14 protein-coding genes are annotated in these 18,036 nt (G+C 68.7%); 7 read left to right on the top strand and 7 right to left on the bottom strand.

Going from position 1 to position 18,036, the window contains the following annotated elements:
* Window positions 1-80: 80 nt before the first annotated feature.
* Window positions 81-1,394, bottom strand: a complete 1,314-nt coding sequence (locus IEW01_RS12455) for a DUF8689 domain-containing protein (RefSeq protein WP_188528169.1) — start codon at window positions 1,392-1,394, stop codon at window positions 81-83.
* Between the two features lie 144 nt (window positions 1,395-1,538).
* Here IEW01_RS12455 and IEW01_RS12450 point away from each other — a divergent pair, with 144 nt between their 5' ends.
* Window positions 1,539-3,161 (top strand): hypothetical protein, encoded by a 1,623-nt coding sequence (locus IEW01_RS12450; protein ID WP_188528168.1) that lies wholly within the window; start codon window positions 1,539-1,541, stop codon window positions 3,159-3,161.
* 42 nt (window positions 3,162-3,203) lie between these two features.
* Here IEW01_RS12450 and IEW01_RS12445 read toward each other — a convergent pair whose 3' ends face one another.
* Together IEW01_RS12445 and IEW01_RS12440 are read right to left on the bottom strand one after the other, a co-directional pair.
* Entirely contained in the window at window positions 3,204-5,498 is a 2,295-nt protein-coding gene (locus tag IEW01_RS12445) for a xanthine dehydrogenase family protein molybdopterin-binding subunit (protein ID WP_188528166.1), read from the bottom strand.
* A 31-nt stretch (window positions 5,499-5,529) separates the two neighbouring features.
* Complete coding sequence (locus IEW01_RS12440; protein ID WP_188528164.1) at window positions 5,530-6,684, bottom strand: type III PLP-dependent enzyme; 1,155 nt, start codon at window positions 6,682-6,684, stop codon at window positions 5,530-5,532.
* 113 nt (window positions 6,685-6,797) lie between these two features.
* Between IEW01_RS12440 and IEW01_RS12435 the strand changes: the two genes are divergently transcribed.
* Window positions 6,798-7,229: an Lrp/AsnC family transcriptional regulator gene (locus tag IEW01_RS12435; RefSeq protein ID WP_188528161.1), complete on the top strand. Its 432-nt coding sequence runs from the start codon at window positions 6,798-6,800 to the stop codon at window positions 7,227-7,229.
* Window positions 7,230-7,245: 16 nt separating this feature from the next.
* Here IEW01_RS12435 and IEW01_RS12430 read toward each other — a convergent pair whose 3' ends face one another.
* Window positions 7,246-8,232, bottom strand: a complete 987-nt coding sequence (locus tag IEW01_RS12430) for a zinc transporter ZntB (protein WP_188528159.1) — start codon at window positions 8,230-8,232, stop codon at window positions 7,246-7,248.
* Between the two features lie 143 nt (window positions 8,233-8,375).
* On the opposite strand from IEW01_RS12430, the gene IEW01_RS12425 reads away from it, so the two are divergent.
* Both IEW01_RS12425 and IEW01_RS12420 read left to right on the top strand, forming a co-directional pair.
* Window positions 8,376-11,474 (top strand): valine--tRNA ligase, encoded by a 3,099-nt coding sequence (locus IEW01_RS12425; RefSeq protein ID WP_188528157.1) that lies wholly within the window; start codon window positions 8,376-8,378, stop codon window positions 11,472-11,474.
* Window positions 11,475-11,621: 147 nt separating this feature from the next.
* Complete coding sequence (locus tag IEW01_RS12420) at window positions 11,622-11,957, top strand: DnaJ family domain-containing protein (RefSeq protein WP_188528155.1); 336 nt, start codon at window positions 11,622-11,624, stop codon at window positions 11,955-11,957.
* Between the two features lie 9 nt (window positions 11,958-11,966).
* On the opposite strand, the gene IEW01_RS12415 is transcribed toward IEW01_RS12420, so the two are convergent.
* Entirely contained in the window at window positions 11,967-13,097 is a 1,131-nt protein-coding gene (locus IEW01_RS12415; protein WP_188528153.1) for an OmpP1/FadL family transporter, read from the bottom strand.
* A 113-nt stretch (window positions 13,098-13,210) separates the two neighbouring features.
* Here IEW01_RS12415 and IEW01_RS12410 point away from each other — a divergent pair, with 113 nt between their 5' ends.
* Complete coding sequence (locus IEW01_RS12410) at window positions 13,211-14,329, top strand: pyridoxal phosphate-dependent aminotransferase (protein WP_188528150.1); 1,119 nt, start codon at window positions 13,211-13,213, stop codon at window positions 14,327-14,329.
* A 70-nt stretch (window positions 14,330-14,399) separates the two neighbouring features.
* On the opposite strand, the gene IEW01_RS12405 is transcribed toward IEW01_RS12410, so the two are convergent.
* On the bottom strand, window positions 14,400-15,593 hold the full coding sequence (locus IEW01_RS12405) for a pyridoxal-phosphate-dependent aminotransferase family protein (RefSeq protein ID WP_188528148.1): 1,194 nt from the start codon (window positions 15,591-15,593) through the stop codon (window positions 14,400-14,402).
* Window positions 15,594-15,713: 120 nt separating this feature from the next.
* On the opposite strand from IEW01_RS12405, the gene ygfZ reads away from it, so the two are divergent.
* Window positions 15,714-16,466, top strand: a complete 753-nt coding sequence (gene ygfZ, locus IEW01_RS12400) for a CAF17-like 4Fe-4S cluster assembly/insertion protein YgfZ (protein WP_188528146.1) — start codon at window positions 15,714-15,716, stop codon at window positions 16,464-16,466.
* The gene (locus IEW01_RS12395; protein WP_188528144.1) at window positions 16,454-17,260 is read left to right on the top strand and encodes a fructosamine kinase family protein; all 807 of its coding nucleotides are present in this window, start codon (window positions 16,454-16,456) and stop codon (window positions 17,258-17,260) included. Before ygfZ ends, IEW01_RS12395 begins: the two co-directional genes overlap by 13 nt.
* A gap of 51 nt (window positions 17,261-17,311) precedes the next feature.
* Here the strand turns inward: IEW01_RS12395 and efp are convergent, their stop codons facing one another.
* On the bottom strand, window positions 17,312-17,875 hold the full coding sequence (gene efp / locus IEW01_RS12390) for an elongation factor P (RefSeq protein ID WP_188528142.1): 564 nt from the start codon (window positions 17,873-17,875) through the stop codon (window positions 17,312-17,314).
* Window positions 17,876-18,036: the final 161 nt, after the last annotated feature.

The following is an 18,036-nucleotide window of genomic DNA, read 5'->3' as shown; positions in this document are numbered from 1 at the left end:
CGGAGAATCAATTCTTCCCGCGCATCATCGCGCCGTTATTCTGCGGTTGCGCGTGACCGGGCGTCCGTCGCGCGGGCGGATCAGTGCTCGATCGCCTCCTGGCGCACGAACATGTTGGCCCAGGCCCGGTCGATCAGGTCGGGGGTCATCTGGTAGGGGAGGCCCTCGAACTCGCAGATCGCGATCATCTGGTCGATCAGGAACACCGGCTGGTAGTTGGCATAGATGTTGTCGATGGTGGGGTATTTCTTCTTCAGCAGGTGCACCAGCGCCGCCTCGTCGAGCGGGATGCCCTTCTTGCGCGCCACGAGCGCGAAGATCTTCAGGAAATCCTCCTGGTTCGGGCCGTCGATCTTGATCTTGAAGAAGATCCGGCGCAGCGCCGCCTTGTCGAATATCTCGTTGGGGTGGAAGTTGGTGGAGAAGATCACCAGCGTGTCGAAGGGCACCTCGAATTTCTCGCCCGATTGCAGCGCGAGGATGTCCTTGTTTTCCTCCAGCGGCACGATCCAGCGGTTGATCAGCGCCTGCGGCGGCTCCGACTGGCGGCCGAGGTCGTCGACGATGAAGACCCCGCCGGTCGACTTGAACTGCAACGGCGCGGTGTAGGTGCGCGCGGTGGGGTTGTATTTCAGATCGAGCATGTCGAGCGTCAGCTCGCCGCCGGTGACGACGGTGGGCCGGTCGCACAGCACGTAGCGTTTGTCGAACCGGTTGGCCGTTCGGCGGATCGCCGTCGGATCGTCCGTGGTTTCCTCCGCCCGCGAATGCACGATCGGGTCGTAAACGGTGATCACCTGGCCGTGGTACTCGATCGCGCGGGGGATGTAGATCTTGTCGCCCAGCGCGTCGCGGATCCCGTTGGAGATCGAGGATTTGCCGTTGCCGGGCGGGCCATACATCAGGATCGAGCGGCCCGAACCGACGGCCGGGCCGAGGTGATCGAGCAGTTCCGGCGGCAGGATCAGGTGGCCCATGGCCTTGGTCAGCTGTTCGCGGGTGATCTCGATATTGCGGATCGACTGGCGCTTGACCTGTTCGGCATAAGCCTCCATCGGCACCGGCAGGGCGCCGTAATACTCCGACTGCGACAGCGCATCGAGCGCGCGCGCCTTGCCGCTGTCGGACAGCCGGTAGCCCATCTCGCCGCCCGAGTTGGCGTGCAGGGTGCCGAGCGCCTCGACCAGCGCCTGCCCGCGCGCCTCGTCGATCAGTTCCTGCACCACCCGGGCGGGCACCGCGAGCACGCGTTCGAGCGCGCTGATCGTCTCGATGTTCATCCGGAACATCGTCTTGAGAAGGATATCGCGCATCATCACCGGGCTGAGCCCGGTATCGGCGATGGATCTGCAAGGCGGCGGGGCCTGCACGCGGGACGTGGGCTGCATGTTCATGGGTCTGTTCGCTTTGCCTGCTCGGGTGCCTGATTTTTTCCTGAATCGTAGCTTCGAGACGCCATTTGAACAACAAAATCCGCCGATATTATGGCATTGTCGCCCCCGCGCGATGAACGAAAGACAAAAACGGAGAGAGGCGGCATGGGCAGTGTGAACCGGGCGAAGCTCGGCCTTTTCCTTTTGGCGGTGCTCGCGGTGCTGGCCGGGGCGACGCTCGCCAAGGGCGGGTTCTACATCGGCAAGCACGAGGGCGACACGCTGCACCTGTTGCAGATCGTGCTGCGCGAGGCGCAAGGCCAGTGGCCGCACCTCGATTTCCAGACCCCGATCGGCGTGCTCGCCACCGCGCCGATCGCGCTGTTCGTCAAGCTCGGCTTCGGCGCCGGCATGGCGATCCTGCTCGCCCAGGTGCTGGTGGCCGCGATCGCCCTGCCGGCGATCTGGCGAGTTGCCGAAAGCCGCTTTCCCGCGCCCTGGGCCTACATCTTCGGCGGCTTCACCCTGGTGCTCATCCTCGCGCTGGTGCACGGCGCCACCGAACGCTCGGTCTCGATCTCGATGCATTACAACCGCTGGGCCTGGGCGGCGGCCTACCTCGCCATCGCGACGGCGATGATCGCCCCCCGGCCCGGGCGCGCGGCGCCCACCGCCGACGGGCTGGTGATCGGCGTGGCGCTCGCCTTTCTCGCGCTGGTGAAGGTGACCTACTTCGCCGCCTTCGCGCTGCCCGTCGCGGTAGCGCTGATCGGCCGGAGGGATTGGCGCGCGCTGGTGGTCACGCTCCTGGCCGGGCTCGCGGTGGCGCTCGCGGTAACGCTGATGGCGGGCACGCCGCTGTTCTGGCTGGCCTACCTGCGCGATCTCGCCACCGTCGCGGGCTCCGAGGTCCGCCCGCAACCCGGCCTGCCTTTCGCCGCCATCCTCGGCGCGCCCGCCTACATGGGCGGCAGCCTTGCCTTGATCTTCGGGGTGATCTTCCTGCGCCAGGCCGGGCGGCGGCTGGAGGGCCTGGTTCTGCTGCTGCTGGTGCCGGGCTTTTTCTACGTGCAGTTCCAGAACTACGGCAACGACCCGCAATGGCTGGGGCTTCTGGGCCTGCTGCTCGTCACCCTCAAGCCCGCCCACAGCGTGACGAACGCGCTGGGGTGGGACGTGACCAAGGGGCTCGGCCTGCTCGCCGCCGCCGTCTTCGCCTTCGCCGCGCCCTCGGCCTTCAACCTCGCCTACAGCCCGTTCCGCCATCTTGTGAAGGATGTCTCGACCCATACGCCAGTGCTGCCCGGTTCCGGCATCCATGAAGACCTGCGCACCGCGCGGGTGCGCGCGCTCAGGGTCGACGCCCGGCAGGCCCTGGACGGGCCCGGATCACCCTTCGCCGCCTATTTCGACGCAAGCCTGCGCCCGACCCGAACCGAGTGGAACGGCGAAACCTGGCCCGACTGCATGGTCGAGAACGGCCTGATCGCCTGGCACGAGGCCATCGCGGCCGACCTTCTGGCCTCCGGCCTCGCCGAGGGCAAGACCGCCTTCGCCGCCGACGTGCTCTCGGGCTTCTGGATATTCGGCGCGTTCGAGCCATTGCCCGGGGCCAGCCCGTGGTATTACGGCGGCCTGCCGGGGTTCGAGGCAGCCGATTACCTGATCGTGCCCCGCTGCCCGGTCTCGACCAAGGTGCGCGGGCTGGTCTTCGACGCGGTCGATGCCGCCGGCACCTCCCTCACCGAGGTGCGGCGCAACGACATGTACGTGCTCTACGCGAAGTGACGGACGCGCCCGGCGCCGCAGATTACGCCACGGCCCGACCCGTCACCGCCCCTTGGCGTCCTCCAGCATCCGCCAGACCCGCTCCGGCGTGAACGGCATCTGCGCCGCGCGCACCCCCGCCTGCCAGAGCGCGTCGGCCATGGCGTTGCCCACGGCGGCCATCGCCCCGACGGTGCCCGCCTCGCCGCAGCCCTTCATGCCCATCGGGTTGGCGGTCGAAGGCACTGGCTCGGTGGTGAAAGAGATCTCCGGCACGTCGCCGGCGCGCGGCAGGGCGTAATCCATCAGGCTGGCGCTCAGCGGCTGGCCGTCGTCGTCGAAAACGACGCGCTCCATCATCACCTGTCCAAGCCCCTGCACCACCCCGCCATGCACCTGCCCTTCCACCAGCAAGGGGTTGATGAGGTTACCGAAATCATCCGTGACGCTGTAGCGATCGACGCGCGCGGCACCGGTCTCGGGGTCCACCTCCACCTCGGCGACATGCGCGCCATTGGGAAAGCTGCGCGCCGGAAGCCTGGCGGTTTCGCTCACCTTGAGCAGATCGCTGCGCCCGGCGGCATGGGCCAGCGCGGCCACGTCCATCATCGTCGGGGCCAGGTTCGAGCCGGGCACGCGAAACACCTCGTCATCGAAGTTCACGTCGCCCGGCGCCACGCCCAACTCGCCGGCGAGGAAATCCGCGAATCCCTGCACCATCGTCTCCACCGCCTTCAGCGTGACGTGGGTCTGCACCGTCACCGAGCGCGAACCGCCGGTGCCGCCGCCACGCGCGATACGGTCCGAATCGCCCTGCACCACCTCGATCCGGTCCATCGGGATGCCGGTCTGGTCGGCGAGAAAACGGGCAAAGACGGTTTCGTGCCCCTGCCCGTTCGACTGCGTGCCGACGTAGAGCCGCACCCGCGCGTCATCGGTGAACTCCACGGTCACGTCTTCCGACGGGTCGCCGAGGATCGCCTCGATGTAATAGCACAGCCCCAGCCCGCGCAGCTTGCCCCGCGCGGCGCTCTCGTCACGGCGCGCGGCGAAGCCGGCGCGGTCGGCCACCTCTTCGACCCGGGCAAGCAGGCGGGGGAAATCGCCCACGTCATAGGTTTCGCCGGTGCGGGTGGTGTAGGGGAAGGCCGCGGGCGGGATGAAGTTGCGCGCGCGCAGATCCCAGGGGTCCACCGCCAGTTCGCGCGCGGCGTGATCCATCAGCCGCTCCAGCGCATAGATCGCCTCGGGCCGCCCGGCACCGCGATAGGCGTCCACCTGCGTGGTGTTGGTAAAGACCCCGCGCACGGCGAGATGCGCGGCCGGAATGTCATACACCCCGGTCAGCACCCGGGCGAACAGGCTGGTCTGGATCATCTGGCCGAACTGGCTGTTGTAGGCGCCGAGGTTGGCGACGGTTTCAACCCGGTAGCCGGTGATCCGCAGATCGGCGTCGAAGGCCATCGTGGCGCGGTGGGTGAGGTCGCGCCCGGCATTGTCGGCCAGCATCGCCTCGGAGCGGTCTTCCATCCAGTGCACCGCGCGGCCGAGCCGCCGCGCCGCCTCGGCGATCACGATATACTCGGGATACATCTGCGCCTTCATCCCGAAGCCGCCGCCGACATCGGGGATGGTCACGCGCAGATCGTCGGGCGCGAGGCCGAGCGCGCGCGCAACCTGCCGCTTCGGCTCCCAGACGCCCTGGCCGGAAAACGCGAGATGCAGCCGCCCGTCGTCCATCACCTCGGCCCAGGCCCCGCGCGGCTCCATCGAAGCGGCAACGAGGCGGCTGTCGTCGATCTCCATCGTCACGACATGCGCCGCGCCCGAGATCGCGGCATCGACCGCGTCGGCCTCGCCGGTTTCCCAATCGAAGGCGATGTTGTCGGGCAGATCCGGATGGATCGGCTCGCCCCCGGCAGCGAGACCGAGATGCGCCGGCAGCGTCTCGATCTCCAGCTCGATCAACTCCGCCGCGTCGCGCGCGGCATCGAGGCTCTCGGCCACCACCAGCGCCACCGCTTCGCCGACGAAACGCACCTTGCCACGGGCGAGCACCGGCCGAGCCGGCGCCGCACCGCGGCTGCCGTCGGCCAGTTTCACCAGCGACGCGGTCATCTCGACATCGAGCCCGGCGGCGACCAGATCGTCGATGGTCAGCACCAGGTGCACCCCCGGCGCCGCCCTTGCCTCGCTCACGTCGAGCGCCGAAATCTCCCCGTGCGCCACCGTCGAGCGCAGGAAAACCGCCCGCAGCGCGCCCCGGGGGGCGTCCTCGTCGATGTAGCGGCCGGTGCCGGTCAGAAAACGCTGGTCTTCCACCCGCCGCACCGGCTGGCTCTTGCCGAATTTCCGCATCCTTGCCTCGCGCGTTGTGTCGCTCGAGACCCTAAAGCGTGCCTCGGCGATGTCCAGCCCGCCGCACCGTTGCCACCTCGTAGGCGCCGTAGCCGTTGAACCGCGTGGTGGTGGCGGTGGAATAGGCGCCCATGCCGTCGATCAGGATGTAATCGCCCTCCGCCACGTCGCCGGGCAGGTCGATCGGCTCGGGCAGGCGGTCGATCGAATCGCAGGTCGGTCCGTAGAGCACCCGGGCGCGCGGCGCGCCCTGGCGCCGCCGGCCCTCGGGCGAGACCACGCGCAGGCGCTCCACCGCTCCCATCAGCGGCGCCTCGGCGAGCGCGCCATAGATGCCATCATTCAGGAACAGGCTGCCGCAGGCGCGCTCGGCCTTGACCTGGAGCCCGAGGGTGAAGGCCTCGGCCACCATCGCCCGCCCCGGTTCGCAGACCAGCCCCGGCGCCTCGGCGCCGAAGGCCGCGTCGCGCGCGGCGTGGATCGCGTCGAACACCTCTTCGAGCGCCGTCGCCCCCTTCCCCCGGTCGGAGGGAAAGCCGCCGCCGACGTTGAGCCGGGCCAGCCGCACACCGGTGGCGCGCGAGATCGCGGCGCAGGTTTCGACATAATGCGCCCAGGCCGCCGGATCGGCGCATTGGGTGCCGGGGTGGAAGGTCATCGACGGGGTGAACCCGGCCTCGGCCACCGCCGTGAGCAGTTCTGCAGCCCCCTCCGGCCCCTCGCCGAACTTCGAGCCGAAATCGTAGGCCGCGCCGGTCACCGGCAAGGCGAGCCGAACGGAGACCTCCGCCCCGCGCGGCACCTGCTCGACGAGCTTGGCGAACTCGCCCATCCCGTCGACCGACCACGAGGCGACACCGGCGGCCACCCCGGCCGCGATCTCGCTGCGCGAGCGCACCGGGTTGTTGTAATGCAGCGCCGCATCGGGCGCGATTTCGCGCACGAGCGCGATTTCGGCGGGCGAGGCCACGTCGAATGCCGTCACCCCCGCCGCCACGAGGTTTTCCAGCACCGCGCGCTCGGGGTTGGCCTTGACCGCGTAGGTCACCAGCCCGTCAAAGCCCGAGCGGAAGCGCCGCGCGGTGCGCGCCAGCGCCTCGGGGGCGAAATAATAGACGGGATGTTCGGGCCGCGCCGCGCGCAGATGCTCGCTCTCGCTTGCCCAGACCTGTGGAAACCGGCTCATGCTCACCTCGCTTGCGCTGTTTCTTTCAGAATGCGAAGCGGTGCCGCCGATTCAAAGTGACAGACCGGCGAATCCGCGACATTTTGTCGTCATATCGCCGAAGGAAGCGACAGATGGACGAAACCGATACCGCGCTCCTGCGCCTGCTCTCGAAAAACGCCCGCACCCCGGTGGCCACGCTGGCGCGCAAACTCGGGCTCGCGCGCTCCACCGTTCAGGCGCGAATCGACCGGTTGGAGGCGCGCGGTGTGATCGCCGGCTATGCCCTGCGGCTCGGCGAGAGCGCGGCCCGCGAGACGATCCGTGCCACCGTGCTGCTCACGCTGGAGCCGCGCGCCACCGCGGCGGTCCTCACCCGGCTGAAAGCGATGGCCGGTGTCGAGGCGGCCCACACCGCCTCGGGCCGGTTCGACATGATCCTGAGCCTCGCCGCGCGCTCGACCGCGGAGCTTGACGACACGCTCGACCGGATCGGCGCGCTCGACGGGGTGCGCGGCTCGGAAAGCCTGATCCACCTCTCCACCCGGATCGACCGGCGCAACTGAAACGCCGCGGGGCCGATCACTTCGCTCGCCTTTCACCGAGGAACCCGAGCCTGCGGAACAACCACACCAGGCCGCCGGCCAGCGCCAAGAGCAGCCCGGCCACCGACCAGAAAGCCAGCGGCGAGGCGGCGCCGGGAATGCCCGCCACGTTGATCCCGAGCAGGCCGGTGAGAAAGGTGAGCGGCAGGAACACCGCCGAGACGACCGAGAGCAGAAGCATCTGCCGGTTCATCGCCTCGGAACGCGCGTCGATGATCATGTCGTGCACCACCTGGGCGCGGTCGCGGATCGCGTCGAGTTCCTCGGCGAGGCGGGTCACCCGTTCGGTCGCCTCGCGCAGCCGCGAGCGGGCGTGTCTGTCCAGCCAAGCAAGATCCTCGATCTCCAGCGAGGACAGCGCATCGCGCTGGGGAAACAAGTAGCGCCGCATCAGGATCGCCATGCGGCGGATATCGGCGAGTTCGCCACGCTGGTCGGCACGGGTCCGGGTGCCGGGCTCTCCCGCTTCGAGATCATCAATGCGCTCGTTGAGGGCGGCCACCACCGGCTCGGTCCGGTCGGCGCTGCGCAGCGCGATCCGGGCAATGAGTTCACCGGGGCTGGTCGGGCCCGGGCCGCGCTCGAACCCGGCGATCACGTCATCGACCGCGTTCAGCTCGCGCCGCTCCACCGTCACCACCAGCCGGGCCGAAACGTAGATCCTGAGCGAAACCATGTCCTCCGGCTCGGCACCGGGGTTGAGGTTGACCCCGCGCAGCGACATCAGCACGGTCTGGCCATGCACGGTGGCGCGCGGCCGGGTTTCGGTGGCGGTGAGCGCGGCGTGGGTGATCGCGTCGAACCCCGCACCGGCAACCCAGCCCTGCCCCACCGGCCCCGAGGCGTTTACGTGCACCCATGCAAAACCGCCTTCGGGCACGGGCTGATCCGCCGCCCGCGGCGCGGGGGCCACCGCCCCGCCCGATCCATCGGGCGCGAAGGCAAAGGCGAGCACATCGTTCATCCGGGCACCTCCCGGCGCCAGCATAGCCCTCGAGGCGGCCCTGTCACCCGAAACCGGGCGCAAACGGGGCTTTCGCCTTCCCCTCACCGCGCCCCTCGGGTAAACACCCGACGACAAGCGACAGACGAGAACGGGATCCCGCCATGGCCATGGAAAAAACCTTCGACGCCGCCGCCGCCGAACCGCGGATCATCGGCAAGTGGGACGAAGCCCACGCCTTCCGCGCCGGCGCCAACGCCAAGCCGGGGGCCGAGAGCTTCTGCATCATGATCCCGCCGCCCAACGTCACCGGCGCGCTGCACGTCGGGCACGCCTTCAACAACACCCTGCAGGACATCCTCGTGCGCTGGCACCGGATGCGCGGCTTCGACACGCTGTGGCAGCCAGGGCAGGACCATGCCGGCATCGCCACGCAGCTGCAGGTCGAAAAGATGCTCAAGGCCGAGAGCAACCTGCGCCGCACCGACCTGAGCCGCGAGGACTTCCTCGCCAAGGTCTGGGAATGGAAGGGCAAGTACGGCTCCACCATCGTCGAGCAGCTCAAACGCCTCGGCGCCTCCTGCGACTGGGAGCGCAACGCCTTCACCATGGCCGGCGCCCCCGGCGACCAGCGCACCGGCCACGAGAACTCCCCCGATTTCCACGACGCGGTGATCAAGGTCTTCGTCGACATGTACCAGAAGGGGCTGATCTACCGCGGCAAGCGGCTGGTCAACTGGGACCCGCATTTCGAAACCGCGATCTCCGATCTCGAGGTGGAGAACATCGAGGTCGCCGGCCACATGTGGCACTTCAAGTATCCGCTCGCGGGCGGCGAAACCTACACCTACGTCGAGAAGGACGAGGACGGCAACGTCGTCTTCGAGGAGGAGCGCGACTGGATCTCCATCGCCACCACCCGGCCCGAGACCATGCTGGGCGACGGCGCGGTGGCGGTGCACCCCTCCGATGAGCGCTACGCCCCGATCGTCGGCAAGCTGTGCGAGATCCCCGTGGGCCCGCGCGAACACCGGCGCCTGATCCCGATCATCACCGACGACTACCCCGATCCGGATTTCGGCTCCGGCGCGGTCAAGATCACCGGCGCGCATGATTTCAACGACTACGCCGTCGCCAGCCGCAACGGCATCCCGATGTACCGGCTGATGGACACGCGCGGCCACATGCGCGACGACGGCCTGCCTTACGAAGACTGCGCCCGCCGCGCCCAGGCCATCGCCGGCGGCACCTCCTTCACCCTCGAAGAGGTCGACACGCTGAACCTCATCCCCGACCACCTGCGCGGACTCGACCGGTTCGAGGCACGCAAGCGGATCATCGAGGAAATCAACGCCGAGGGCCTCGCCGTCATGGTCACCGACGAGGAAGGCAACCGCGTGCCTTACGTCGAAAGCAAGCCGATCATGCAGCCCTTCGGCGACCGCTCGAAGGTGGTGATCGAGCCGATGCTCACCGACCAGTGGTTCGTCGATGCCGAGAAGGTGGTGGGCCCCGCGCTCGACGCCGTGCGCGAGGGGCGCACGAAGATCATCCCCGCCTCGGGCGAGAAGACCTATTACCACTGGCTCGAGAACATCGAGCCCTGGTGCATCTCGCGCCAGCTCTGGTGGGGCCACCAGATTCCGGTCTGGTACGGGCTCGATCTGTCCTACGAGGGCAACGTCTACGACGACGGCGAGATCGACCATCTCGACGTGCTGCGCATGTTCCTCGACGGCGGGCTGGTGAACCTCGGCGAGGTCTACCACTGCGCCGCCACTTTCGAGGCGGTGAAGGATCGCTTCCTCGACGACAACGCCGACACCCCGGCGCCTCTGGCCCATGCCCGCGTCGTCGAGGTCGCCGACAAGGCGGCTGCCGTCGAGATGATGGCCGAGAGCCTCGCCGATTACGTCGTCAACCAGGATCCGACCCGGCTGGTCTACCCGGTCTGGCGCGACGCGGACGTGCTCGACACCTGGTTCTCCTCCGGCCTCTGGCCGATCGGCACGCTGGGCTGGCCGGAGAAAACGCCGGAATTCGAGAAATACTTCCCCACCGACGTGCTCGTCACCGGCTTCGACATCCTGTTCTTCTGGGTCGCGCGGATGATGATGATGCAGCTCGCCGTCACCGGCGAAGTGCCCTTCCACACCGTCTACCTGCACCAGCTGGTGCGCGACGAGAAGGGCAAGAAGATGTCGAAGACCACCGGCAACGTCATCGACCCGCTGGAGATCATCGATGAATACGGCGCCGACGCGCTGCGCTTCACCAATGCCTCGATGGCGGCGATCGGCGGCGTGCTCAAGCTCTCGGAAGAGCGCATCAAGGGCTACCGCAACTTCGGCACCAAGCTGTGGAACGCCGCGCGCTTCGCCGAGATGAACGAATGCAAGCCCGTCGAGGGCTTCGATCCGGCCTCGGTCGAGCAGACGGTCAACACCTGGATCGTCGGCGAAACCGCCCGCATCCGCGAAACCGTCGACGAAGCCCTCGCCGCCTACCGCTTCAACGATGCCGCGAACGGCCTCTACGCTTACGTCTGGGGCAAGGTCTGCGACTGGTACGTCGAGTTCTCCAAGCCCCTGCTTGCAAGCGAAGATGAAGCCGTGGTGGCCGAAACCCGCGCCACCATGGCCTGGGTCATCGACCAGTGCCTGATCCTGCTGCACCCGTTCATGCCCTTCATCACCGAAGAGCTCTGGGGCGAGATCACCCGGCGCGACGAACTGCTCGTCCACGCCGACTGGCCCACATACGGCGCCAGCCTGATCGACCCGGCGGCCGACCGCGAGATGAACTGGGTGATCCGGCTGATCGAGGATATCCGCTCGGCACGCGCCCAGATGCACGTCCCCGCGGGGCTGAAAATCCCGGTGATCCGGCAGGAAAGCGACGAGGCCGCCCGCGCCGCCTGGGCCGCCAACGAGGCACTGATCAAGCGTATGGCACGGATCGACAGCCTCGCCGATCTCGCAACCCTGCCGAAGGGCTGCGTCACCATTCCCGCCGAGGGCGCCACCTTCGCCCTGCCGTTGGCCGACATCATCGACGTCGGCGAGGAAAAGGCCCGGCTGGAGAAAAGCCTCGCCAAGCTCGAAAAGGAGATCGGCGGCCTGCGTGGCCGGCTCGATAACCCCAAGTTCGCCGAAAGCGCGCCGGAGGAAATCGTCGCCGAGGCGCGCGACAACCTCGCCCAGCGCGAGGAGGAAGCCGGCAAGCTGCGCGAGGCGCTCGCCCGCCTCGCCGAGATCGGCTGAGCCGCTTCATCCTGGCGAAAATACCTCCGCCGGAGGCCCCCGAGGCCCCGTCCGCCAGGACGGGGCCGAGACAAAAGAGCGCGCCGAAGGCGCTCCATTGTTGCACGCCCGCCCGGGAACACCGACATATGCCGGGAGAGGTGTGACATGATCAAAAGCTGGCACCGCCTGACCGAACAGCAGATCCGCAAAGCCGAGGCCGAGGGCAAGCTCAAGGGCCTCGCCGGCGAGGGCAAGCCGCTGCCCGACCGGCCCGGCGACGCTTTCATCGACCCCGGCGACGCTATCGGCCACCGGATCATGGCCGAGGCCGGTGCTATGCCGGAGGAGTTGAAGCTGAAAGCCCGCCTGGACGAGGCCCGCAAGGCCTGGGCCGCGGCCACCGACCCGGCGGACAAGAAGCGGCTGATGACCGCGATCGCCGATCTCGAGTTGAAATACGCCATCGCCCGCGAGGCCCGGCTGCGCTTTCTCGGCCGCTGAGACCCTGGCTCAGAACCGGTAGCTGACCGTGAGGTCGGCCGACAGCGCGGGCGCCTTCTCGTGCATCGTCATCAGCGGATGGGCGTAGAGCGCCAGGTCGGTCGTTATCGCGCCCCAGCGCCAGCCCATGCCCAGCGTCGGCGCCAGCGGGAACGGCGGGTTGAAGCTCAAGCCATTGGTCGCCGAAAGGTCGAGCGGCGCCCAGAACCCGGCGCGCCAGGTCAGGGCGTCGCTGCGCGCCCATTCCACCCCGGCGTGGACGGTTTCGAAATTGAGCGCGTAATTGCCGTAGGTGCCCCAGAACTTCTGGTAGCCCGCGGCGAAGAGCAGCCGGTCGGTCATCGCGAAGGCGGCTTCGATGTTCAGCTTGCGCGGCAGGTCGGCCTGGAACCCGCTCGCACGCGTGCCGTTGTCGTCGGTCACGATGGTGCTCACGTCGAGCGTGGTGGCGATGTCGGAAAACGAGGCCGCGACCGTGAGGCGCTCGGTCAGTTCATAGCTCACCCCGAGGCCGAAGCTCAGCGCCGTGGCGTGCACCGAGCGGCTCTCGAAGCCGTTCGAGGTGCCGTGAACCCCGCAGGTTTCGGTCTTGCAGTCGATCCAGTCGACGTTGGCGCCGATGCTCAGCCCCGGGATCGCCTCGTGCCGCAGCCCGACGGCGAAGCGGTTTACCAGTGTCTTGGAATCGATATCGCCGTCGAAGGTGCCGGAGATGCCGGGCAGCAGAAGGCGCAGGAAGATGCTCTCGGGCTCCCCCGCGCCGAAGGCGCCGCTGGAGCGCGCGTGCACCCGGTTGTAGCGCGCCACGCCGAAGGTGAGATCGAGGCCCGCGTCGGAAAACAGGTCAATCGGCAGGGTCGCCCCGATGAAGGTGTAGGGCCGGAGCGTGGCGTCGAGTTGGCGGGTGCCGCTGACGATCACCGAGTCGATGCCGGCGAGCCTGGCGGGATTGTAGAACACCGCGTGCGGGTCGTCGGCGGTGGCGGTGCCGGTGCCGCCCATCGCGATGTGGCGCGCGCCGACGCCCATGATCGTGTCGGACCCTTCGGCGCTGAAGCTGCGGCCCTGGGCCGTCGCGCCCGCGGTGGCGAGGGCGAACAGCGCGGCCAGGGCGAAACGCCCGGTTGACCTCGTTTTCATCGCCTTTCCCCACGTCGATAGTTGCCCCTCATCTTAGGACGGCAGCCGCCCGGCCTGCAAGCGCGGCGCGCCCCCCCCTTGCCCCCGGCCCCGCTTTCGGGCGAAATGCGGGCATGACACACGGACCCCGCTTCACCCCGCTCGTCGCCGCGCTTCCCGCCAGCGAGCCCTTCGTCGGCCCCGAGGCGCTTGAACGCGCGCGCGGGCGCCCGTTCCGCGCCCGGCTCGGCGCCAACGAGAGCGTCTTCGGCCCCTCGCCCCATGCCGTGGCGGCGATGTGCGAGGCGGCGGCGGACACGTGGAAATACGGCGATTCGGAAAGCTTCGAGCTGAAGGCGGCGCTGGCCGCCGAGCTGGGGGTGGGCACGGCGCACCTGACCATCGGCGAGGGGATCGACGGGCTGCTCGGCAACCTCGTGCGCCTCACCGTGGCCCCGGGCGACAAGGTGGTCACCTCGCGCGGCGCCTACCCGACCTTCAATTACCACGTCACCGGCTTCGGCGGCGAGCTGGTCACCGTGCCCTTTTCGCAGGACCGCGAAGACCCCGACGCGCTGATCGCCACCGCGCGCGAGACCGGGGCCAAGCTCGTCTACATCTCCAACCCCGACAACCCGATGGGCACCTGGCATGGCGCCGAGCGGATCACGGCAATGATCGAGGCGCTGCCCGAGGGCACGCTCATGGTGCTCGACGAGGCCTATATCGAGTTCGCGCCCGAAGGCACCGCGCCCGAGGTCGACCCGGACGATCCGCGGGTGATCCGCATGCGCACCTTCTCCAAGGCCCATGGCCTCGCCGGGGCGCGGGTGGGCTACGCTCTGGGCGCGCCGGAGCTGGTTGCCGCCTTCGACAAGGTGCGCAACCATTTCGGCCTGTCCCGGGTGAGCCAGGCCGGGGCGCTGGCGGCGCTCGCAGATCGCAACTGGCTAACGGAAGTGCGCGCCAAGGTGTCGGTCGCGCGCGGGCGGATCGCCGAGATCGCCACCGCCAACGGGCTCAAGCCGCTGCCCTCGGCCACCAATTTCGTCGCCGTCGATTGCGGCGGCGATGGCGCCTTCGCGCGCCGGGTGCTGGAGGAACTGGCCGAGCGCGACGTTTTCGTGCGGATGCCCGGCGTCGCCCCGCTCGATCGCTGCATCCGCGTTTCGGCCGGCACGCCGGAAATGCTCGACGTTTTCGCGAGCGCTCTGCCCAAGGCGCTCGCCGCTGCGCGGGAAATGCAGGAATAGTGAAAGATTACCTGGCCTGACACGACAGGATCAGGCCAAATTGTTCGAAAAGTGCATCGAGGGCGGCAACTCAAGCCTCCGCGATGACCGCCGCCGCCGCTGCCAGCGCGCCCTTGCCGTGCGGGATGCCGAGCGCCACGAACCCTGCCTCGATCACCCCCAGCGCGCCCATCATCATGTGGGCGTTGATGTGGCCCATGTGCCCGAGCCGGAAAAACCCGTGCCAGGCCGGATCGTCCGGTTCGGCCATGCCCAGCCCGATCCCGAGCGTGAGCCCCGCCTTCTGCTCGACCCAGGCACGCAGGCGCGAGCCGTCGTCGCCACCGATGCGCAGGGCGGTGACCGCGTGCGCACGCAGCGCCGGATCGGCGATGTTCAGCTCCAGCCGGCCCTCCTGCCCCCAGGCCTCGAACGCGGCCCAGGCGGCGCGCGCGAGTTTCTCGTGCCGCGCCCAGACCGCCTCGATCCCGCCTTCCTCGGCGATCATGTCGAGCGCGGCGCGCAGGCCGAGCAGGTGATGGGTGGGCGCGGTGCCGCCGAAATACTGGTAGAACATCGCCGGGTTCGCGCGCGGCCCCCAGTCCCAGTAGAAGCTCGGGCTTTCCACCTGCCGCGCCGCGGCCTTGTCGTTGAAGAAGACGAAACCGAGCCCCGGCGGCGTCATCAGCCCCTTCTGGCTCGCCGCCACCATCACGTCGACGCCCCAGGCATCCATCTCGAAGCGGTCCACCGCCAGCGAGGCGATGCAATCCACCATCAGCAGCGCCGGGTGGCCAAGCCGATCCATCACCGCGCGCACGGCGGCGATATCGTTCTTCACGCTCGTCGCGGTATCGACATGCACCACCGCCACCGCCTTGATCTCGTGGGCCGCATCCGCCGCCAGCGCCGCCTCCAGCTGCGCCGGGTCCACCGTCGCGCGCTTGCCGAAGTCGATCGCCTGCACCTCCACCCCTTGCCGGGTGAAGACCTCGCCCCAGCCGGCGCCGAACCGGCCGGTGACCAGCACCAGAACCTTCTCGCCCGGGCGCAGCGTGTTGTTCGCCGCCGCCTCCCAGGCGCCGTGACCGTTGGCGATGTAGATCGCCACGTGGCCGGACGTGCGCGCCACCGCCTTGAGGTCGGGCGCCAGCCCCGCCACCATGTCGAGCAGCGCGCCTTCGTAGATATTGGGCGCGGGCTGGTGCATCGCGTTCAGCACGCGGTCGGGCATCACGGAAGGGCCGGGAATGGCGAGATAGGGGCGGCCGTGGGCAAGCGTCATTGCAATCTCCTGAATCGGGCCAGAAAGCGTTAGGCCCGGTCCGCGCCCGCGTCAATCTCCCCGGCTTCCCTCTGCCGCCCGCGCACCTATATTGGCAGGGACGCGCAACAGGAGGAAATCATGGGCGAGATGCAAGCGAACCGAAAGCTGCTCAGGATCGGCGGGGAGGACCGCGAGGCCTTCCTGCAAGGGGTGGTGTCGAACAACGTGACCGGCCTGAGCCAGATGGTCTACGCCGCCCTGCTCACGCCGCAGGGCAAGTATATCGCCGATTTCTTCCTCGTGCCGGAGGGCGAGTCGATCCTGCTCGACGTGGCCGCCGACCTCGCCCCGGCCGTGGCCCAGAGGCTCGCGCTCTACAAGCTGCGCGCCAAGGTGACGATCGAGGAAGACGACAGGCTGCATGTCATCCGCGGCCTCGGCGCGCCGCCGGCGGGCGCCCATGCCGATCCGCGCCACCCTGCGCTCGGCTGGCGGCTCTACACCGACGCGCCCGGCGACGCCCCCGAGATCGACTGGGACGCGATCCGGGTGGCGCATTGCATTCCCGAGACCGGGGCGGAACTGGGCCCCGACACCTTCATCCTCGAAGCCGGGTTCGAGCGGCTGCACGGAGTCGATTTCCGCAAGGGCTGCTACGTGGGCCAGGAAGTGACGGCGCGGATGAAGCACAAGACCGAGCTGCGCAAGGGCTTCGTGACCGTCGATCTCGATGGCACCGCCGAAGCGGGCACGGCGATCACCACCGAAGACGGCAAGGAGGCGGGGCAGCTCACCACCGTTGCCGGCGACAAGGCCATCGCCTACCTGCGCTTCGACCGCGCCAAGGGTCCGATGCGGGCGGGCGACGCCACGGTGACATGGACGCCCTGACCGCCGCCTGCGCCGAAGTGCTGAAGGCGCGGCCGGTCTCCCGCCGCCCGCTGCACGGCGGCGATCTGTCGGAGGTGGTGCGGCTGACGCTCGATGACGGGCGCGACGTGGTCGCCAAGACCGGGCCGATGGTCGCCCGGGAAGCGCGGATGCTGGCCGCCATGGCCGGTGCCGGCGCCCCTGCCCCGCGGGTGTGGGGCGTGGCCGGCGACGTGCTGCTGATGGAGGCGCTGGACGAAGCCGCACCGGGCCCGAGCGCCTGGGCAACCTTCGGGCGCGATCTCGCCACCCTCCACGCCAGCACCGGCGCGGGCTATGGCTGGCCCGAGGATTACGCCTTCGGCGCGGTCGACATCCCCAACGCGCCCGCCGACGATTGGCCAAGTTTCTGGGCCGGGCGCAGGCTCCTGCCGTTCCTGACGCACCTGCCCCGGGGCCTCGCGGCACGCGTCGAGCGACTGGCTATGCGCCTTGCCGATCTTCTGCCCGAGGCCCCGCCCCCGGCGCTGCTGCACGGCGATCTGTGGATGGGCAACCTGCTCGCCGGCCCCGGCGGACGGTTCCACCTCATCGACCCGGCCTGTTACCACGGCGACGCGGAGGTGGATCTCGCGATGCTGCATCTCTTCGGCAGACCGGGGCCGGGTTTCACACAAGCCTACGGCCCGCTCGCCCCGGGCTGGGAGCTGCGCCGCGCGGTCTACTCGCTGTTTCCGGCGCTGGTGCACGTCCGGCTGTTCGGCGCGGGCTATCATGCCATGGCCGAAGGCTTCCTCACCGCCGCCAGGGCATGAAAAAACCCCGGCACGGGACCGGGGCTTCAATCTGTGGCCGCGACAGCGCCGTCAGGCGCGTTCGGCGTACTCCATCGTCTCGGTGTTCACCACGATCGCCTCGCCGGGGCCGACGAAGGGCGGCACGCTCACGCGCACGCCGTTGTCAAGCAGCGCGGGCTTGAAGCTGTTGGCGGCGGTCTGGCCCTTCACCACCGGCTCGGTTTCCTCGATGGTGCAGGTCACCTTCTGCGGCAGCGCCGCGCTCAGGGCCTCGGCCTCGTGGAACTCGACCTGGATCGTCATCCCGTCCTGCAGGAAGGGGCGGCGCTCGCCGAGGATATCGGCGGGCAGTTCGACCTGGTCAAAGGTCTCGGTATCCATGAACACCAGCATGCCGTCGGTCTCGTAGAGAAACTGCATGTCTTTCTGTTCGAGCCGCACGCGCTCGACCTTGTCGGCGGAGCGGAAGCGCTCGTTGAGCTTGGAGCCGTTGCGCAGGTTCTTCATCTCGACCTGGGCAAAGGCACCGCCCTTGCCGGGCTTGACGTGATCGACCTTCACGGCCACCCAGAGGCCGCCGTTATGCTCCAGCACGTTACCGGGGCGTATCTCGTTTCCGTTGATCTTTGGCATGGGGCAAAACCGTGTCGAAAGGTTGACGTTTATTCGGCGGCACCTATATCTTGGCGGTTCGCCCGAAGCAAGCGGGCCAAATATGGTGCCCTCGCTTCTCAGGTATGCGCCCAGAGCATGGCAGTCATGCGCCTGGGGGGATATCGAATCGGCGAGGAAAC

This window comes from Sinisalibacter lacisalsi (assembly GCF_014640115.1).
GTDB classification, from domain to species: Bacteria; Pseudomonadota; Alphaproteobacteria; order Rhodobacterales; family Rhodobacteraceae; genus Sinisalibacter; species Sinisalibacter lacisalsi.
This window is presented reverse-complemented; position numbering and strand designations above follow the sequence as displayed.

Coding starts and splice junctions, on each gene's coding strand:
- IEW01_RS12395 (WP_188528144.1), top strand. CDS start 16,454: ATGGACGCCCTGACCGCCGCCTGCGCCGAAGTGCTGAAGGCGCGGCCG.
- ygfZ (WP_188528146.1), top strand. CDS start 15,714: ATGGGCGAGATGCAAGCGAACCGAAAGCTGCTCAGGATCGGCGGGGAG.
- IEW01_RS12415 (WP_188528153.1), bottom strand. CDS start 13,097: ATGAAAACGAGGTCAACCGGGCGTTTCGCCCTGGCCGCGCTGTTCGCC.
- IEW01_RS12430 (WP_188528159.1), bottom strand. CDS start 8,232: ATGAACGATGTGCTCGCCTTTGCCTTCGCGCCCGATGGATCGGGCGGG.
- IEW01_RS12455 (WP_188528169.1), bottom strand. CDS start 1,394: ATGAACATGCAGCCCACGTCCCGCGTGCAGGCCCCGCCGCCTTGCAGA.
- IEW01_RS12435 (WP_188528161.1), top strand. CDS start 6,798: ATGGACGAAACCGATACCGCGCTCCTGCGCCTGCTCTCGAAAAACGCC.
- IEW01_RS12410 (WP_188528150.1), top strand. CDS start 13,211: ATGACACACGGACCCCGCTTCACCCCGCTCGTCGCCGCGCTTCCCGCC.
- IEW01_RS12440 (WP_188528164.1), bottom strand. CDS start 6,684: ATGAGCCGGTTTCCACAGGTCTGGGCAAGCGAGAGCGAGCATCTGCGC.
- IEW01_RS12420 (WP_188528155.1), top strand. CDS start 11,622: ATGATCAAAAGCTGGCACCGCCTGACCGAACAGCAGATCCGCAAAGCC.
- IEW01_RS12445 (WP_188528166.1), bottom strand. CDS start 5,498: ATGCGGAAATTCGGCAAGAGCCAGCCGGTGCGGCGGGTGGAAGACCAG.
- IEW01_RS12450 (WP_188528168.1), top strand. CDS start 1,539: ATGGGCAGTGTGAACCGGGCGAAGCTCGGCCTTTTCCTTTTGGCGGTG.
- efp (WP_188528142.1), bottom strand. CDS start 17,875: ATGCCAAAGATCAACGGAAACGAGATACGCCCCGGTAACGTGCTGGAG.
- IEW01_RS12405 (WP_188528148.1), bottom strand. CDS start 15,593: ATGACGCTTGCCCACGGCCGCCCCTATCTCGCCATTCCCGGCCCTTCC.
- IEW01_RS12425 (WP_188528157.1), top strand. CDS start 8,376: ATGGCCATGGAAAAAACCTTCGACGCCGCCGCCGCCGAACCGCGGATC.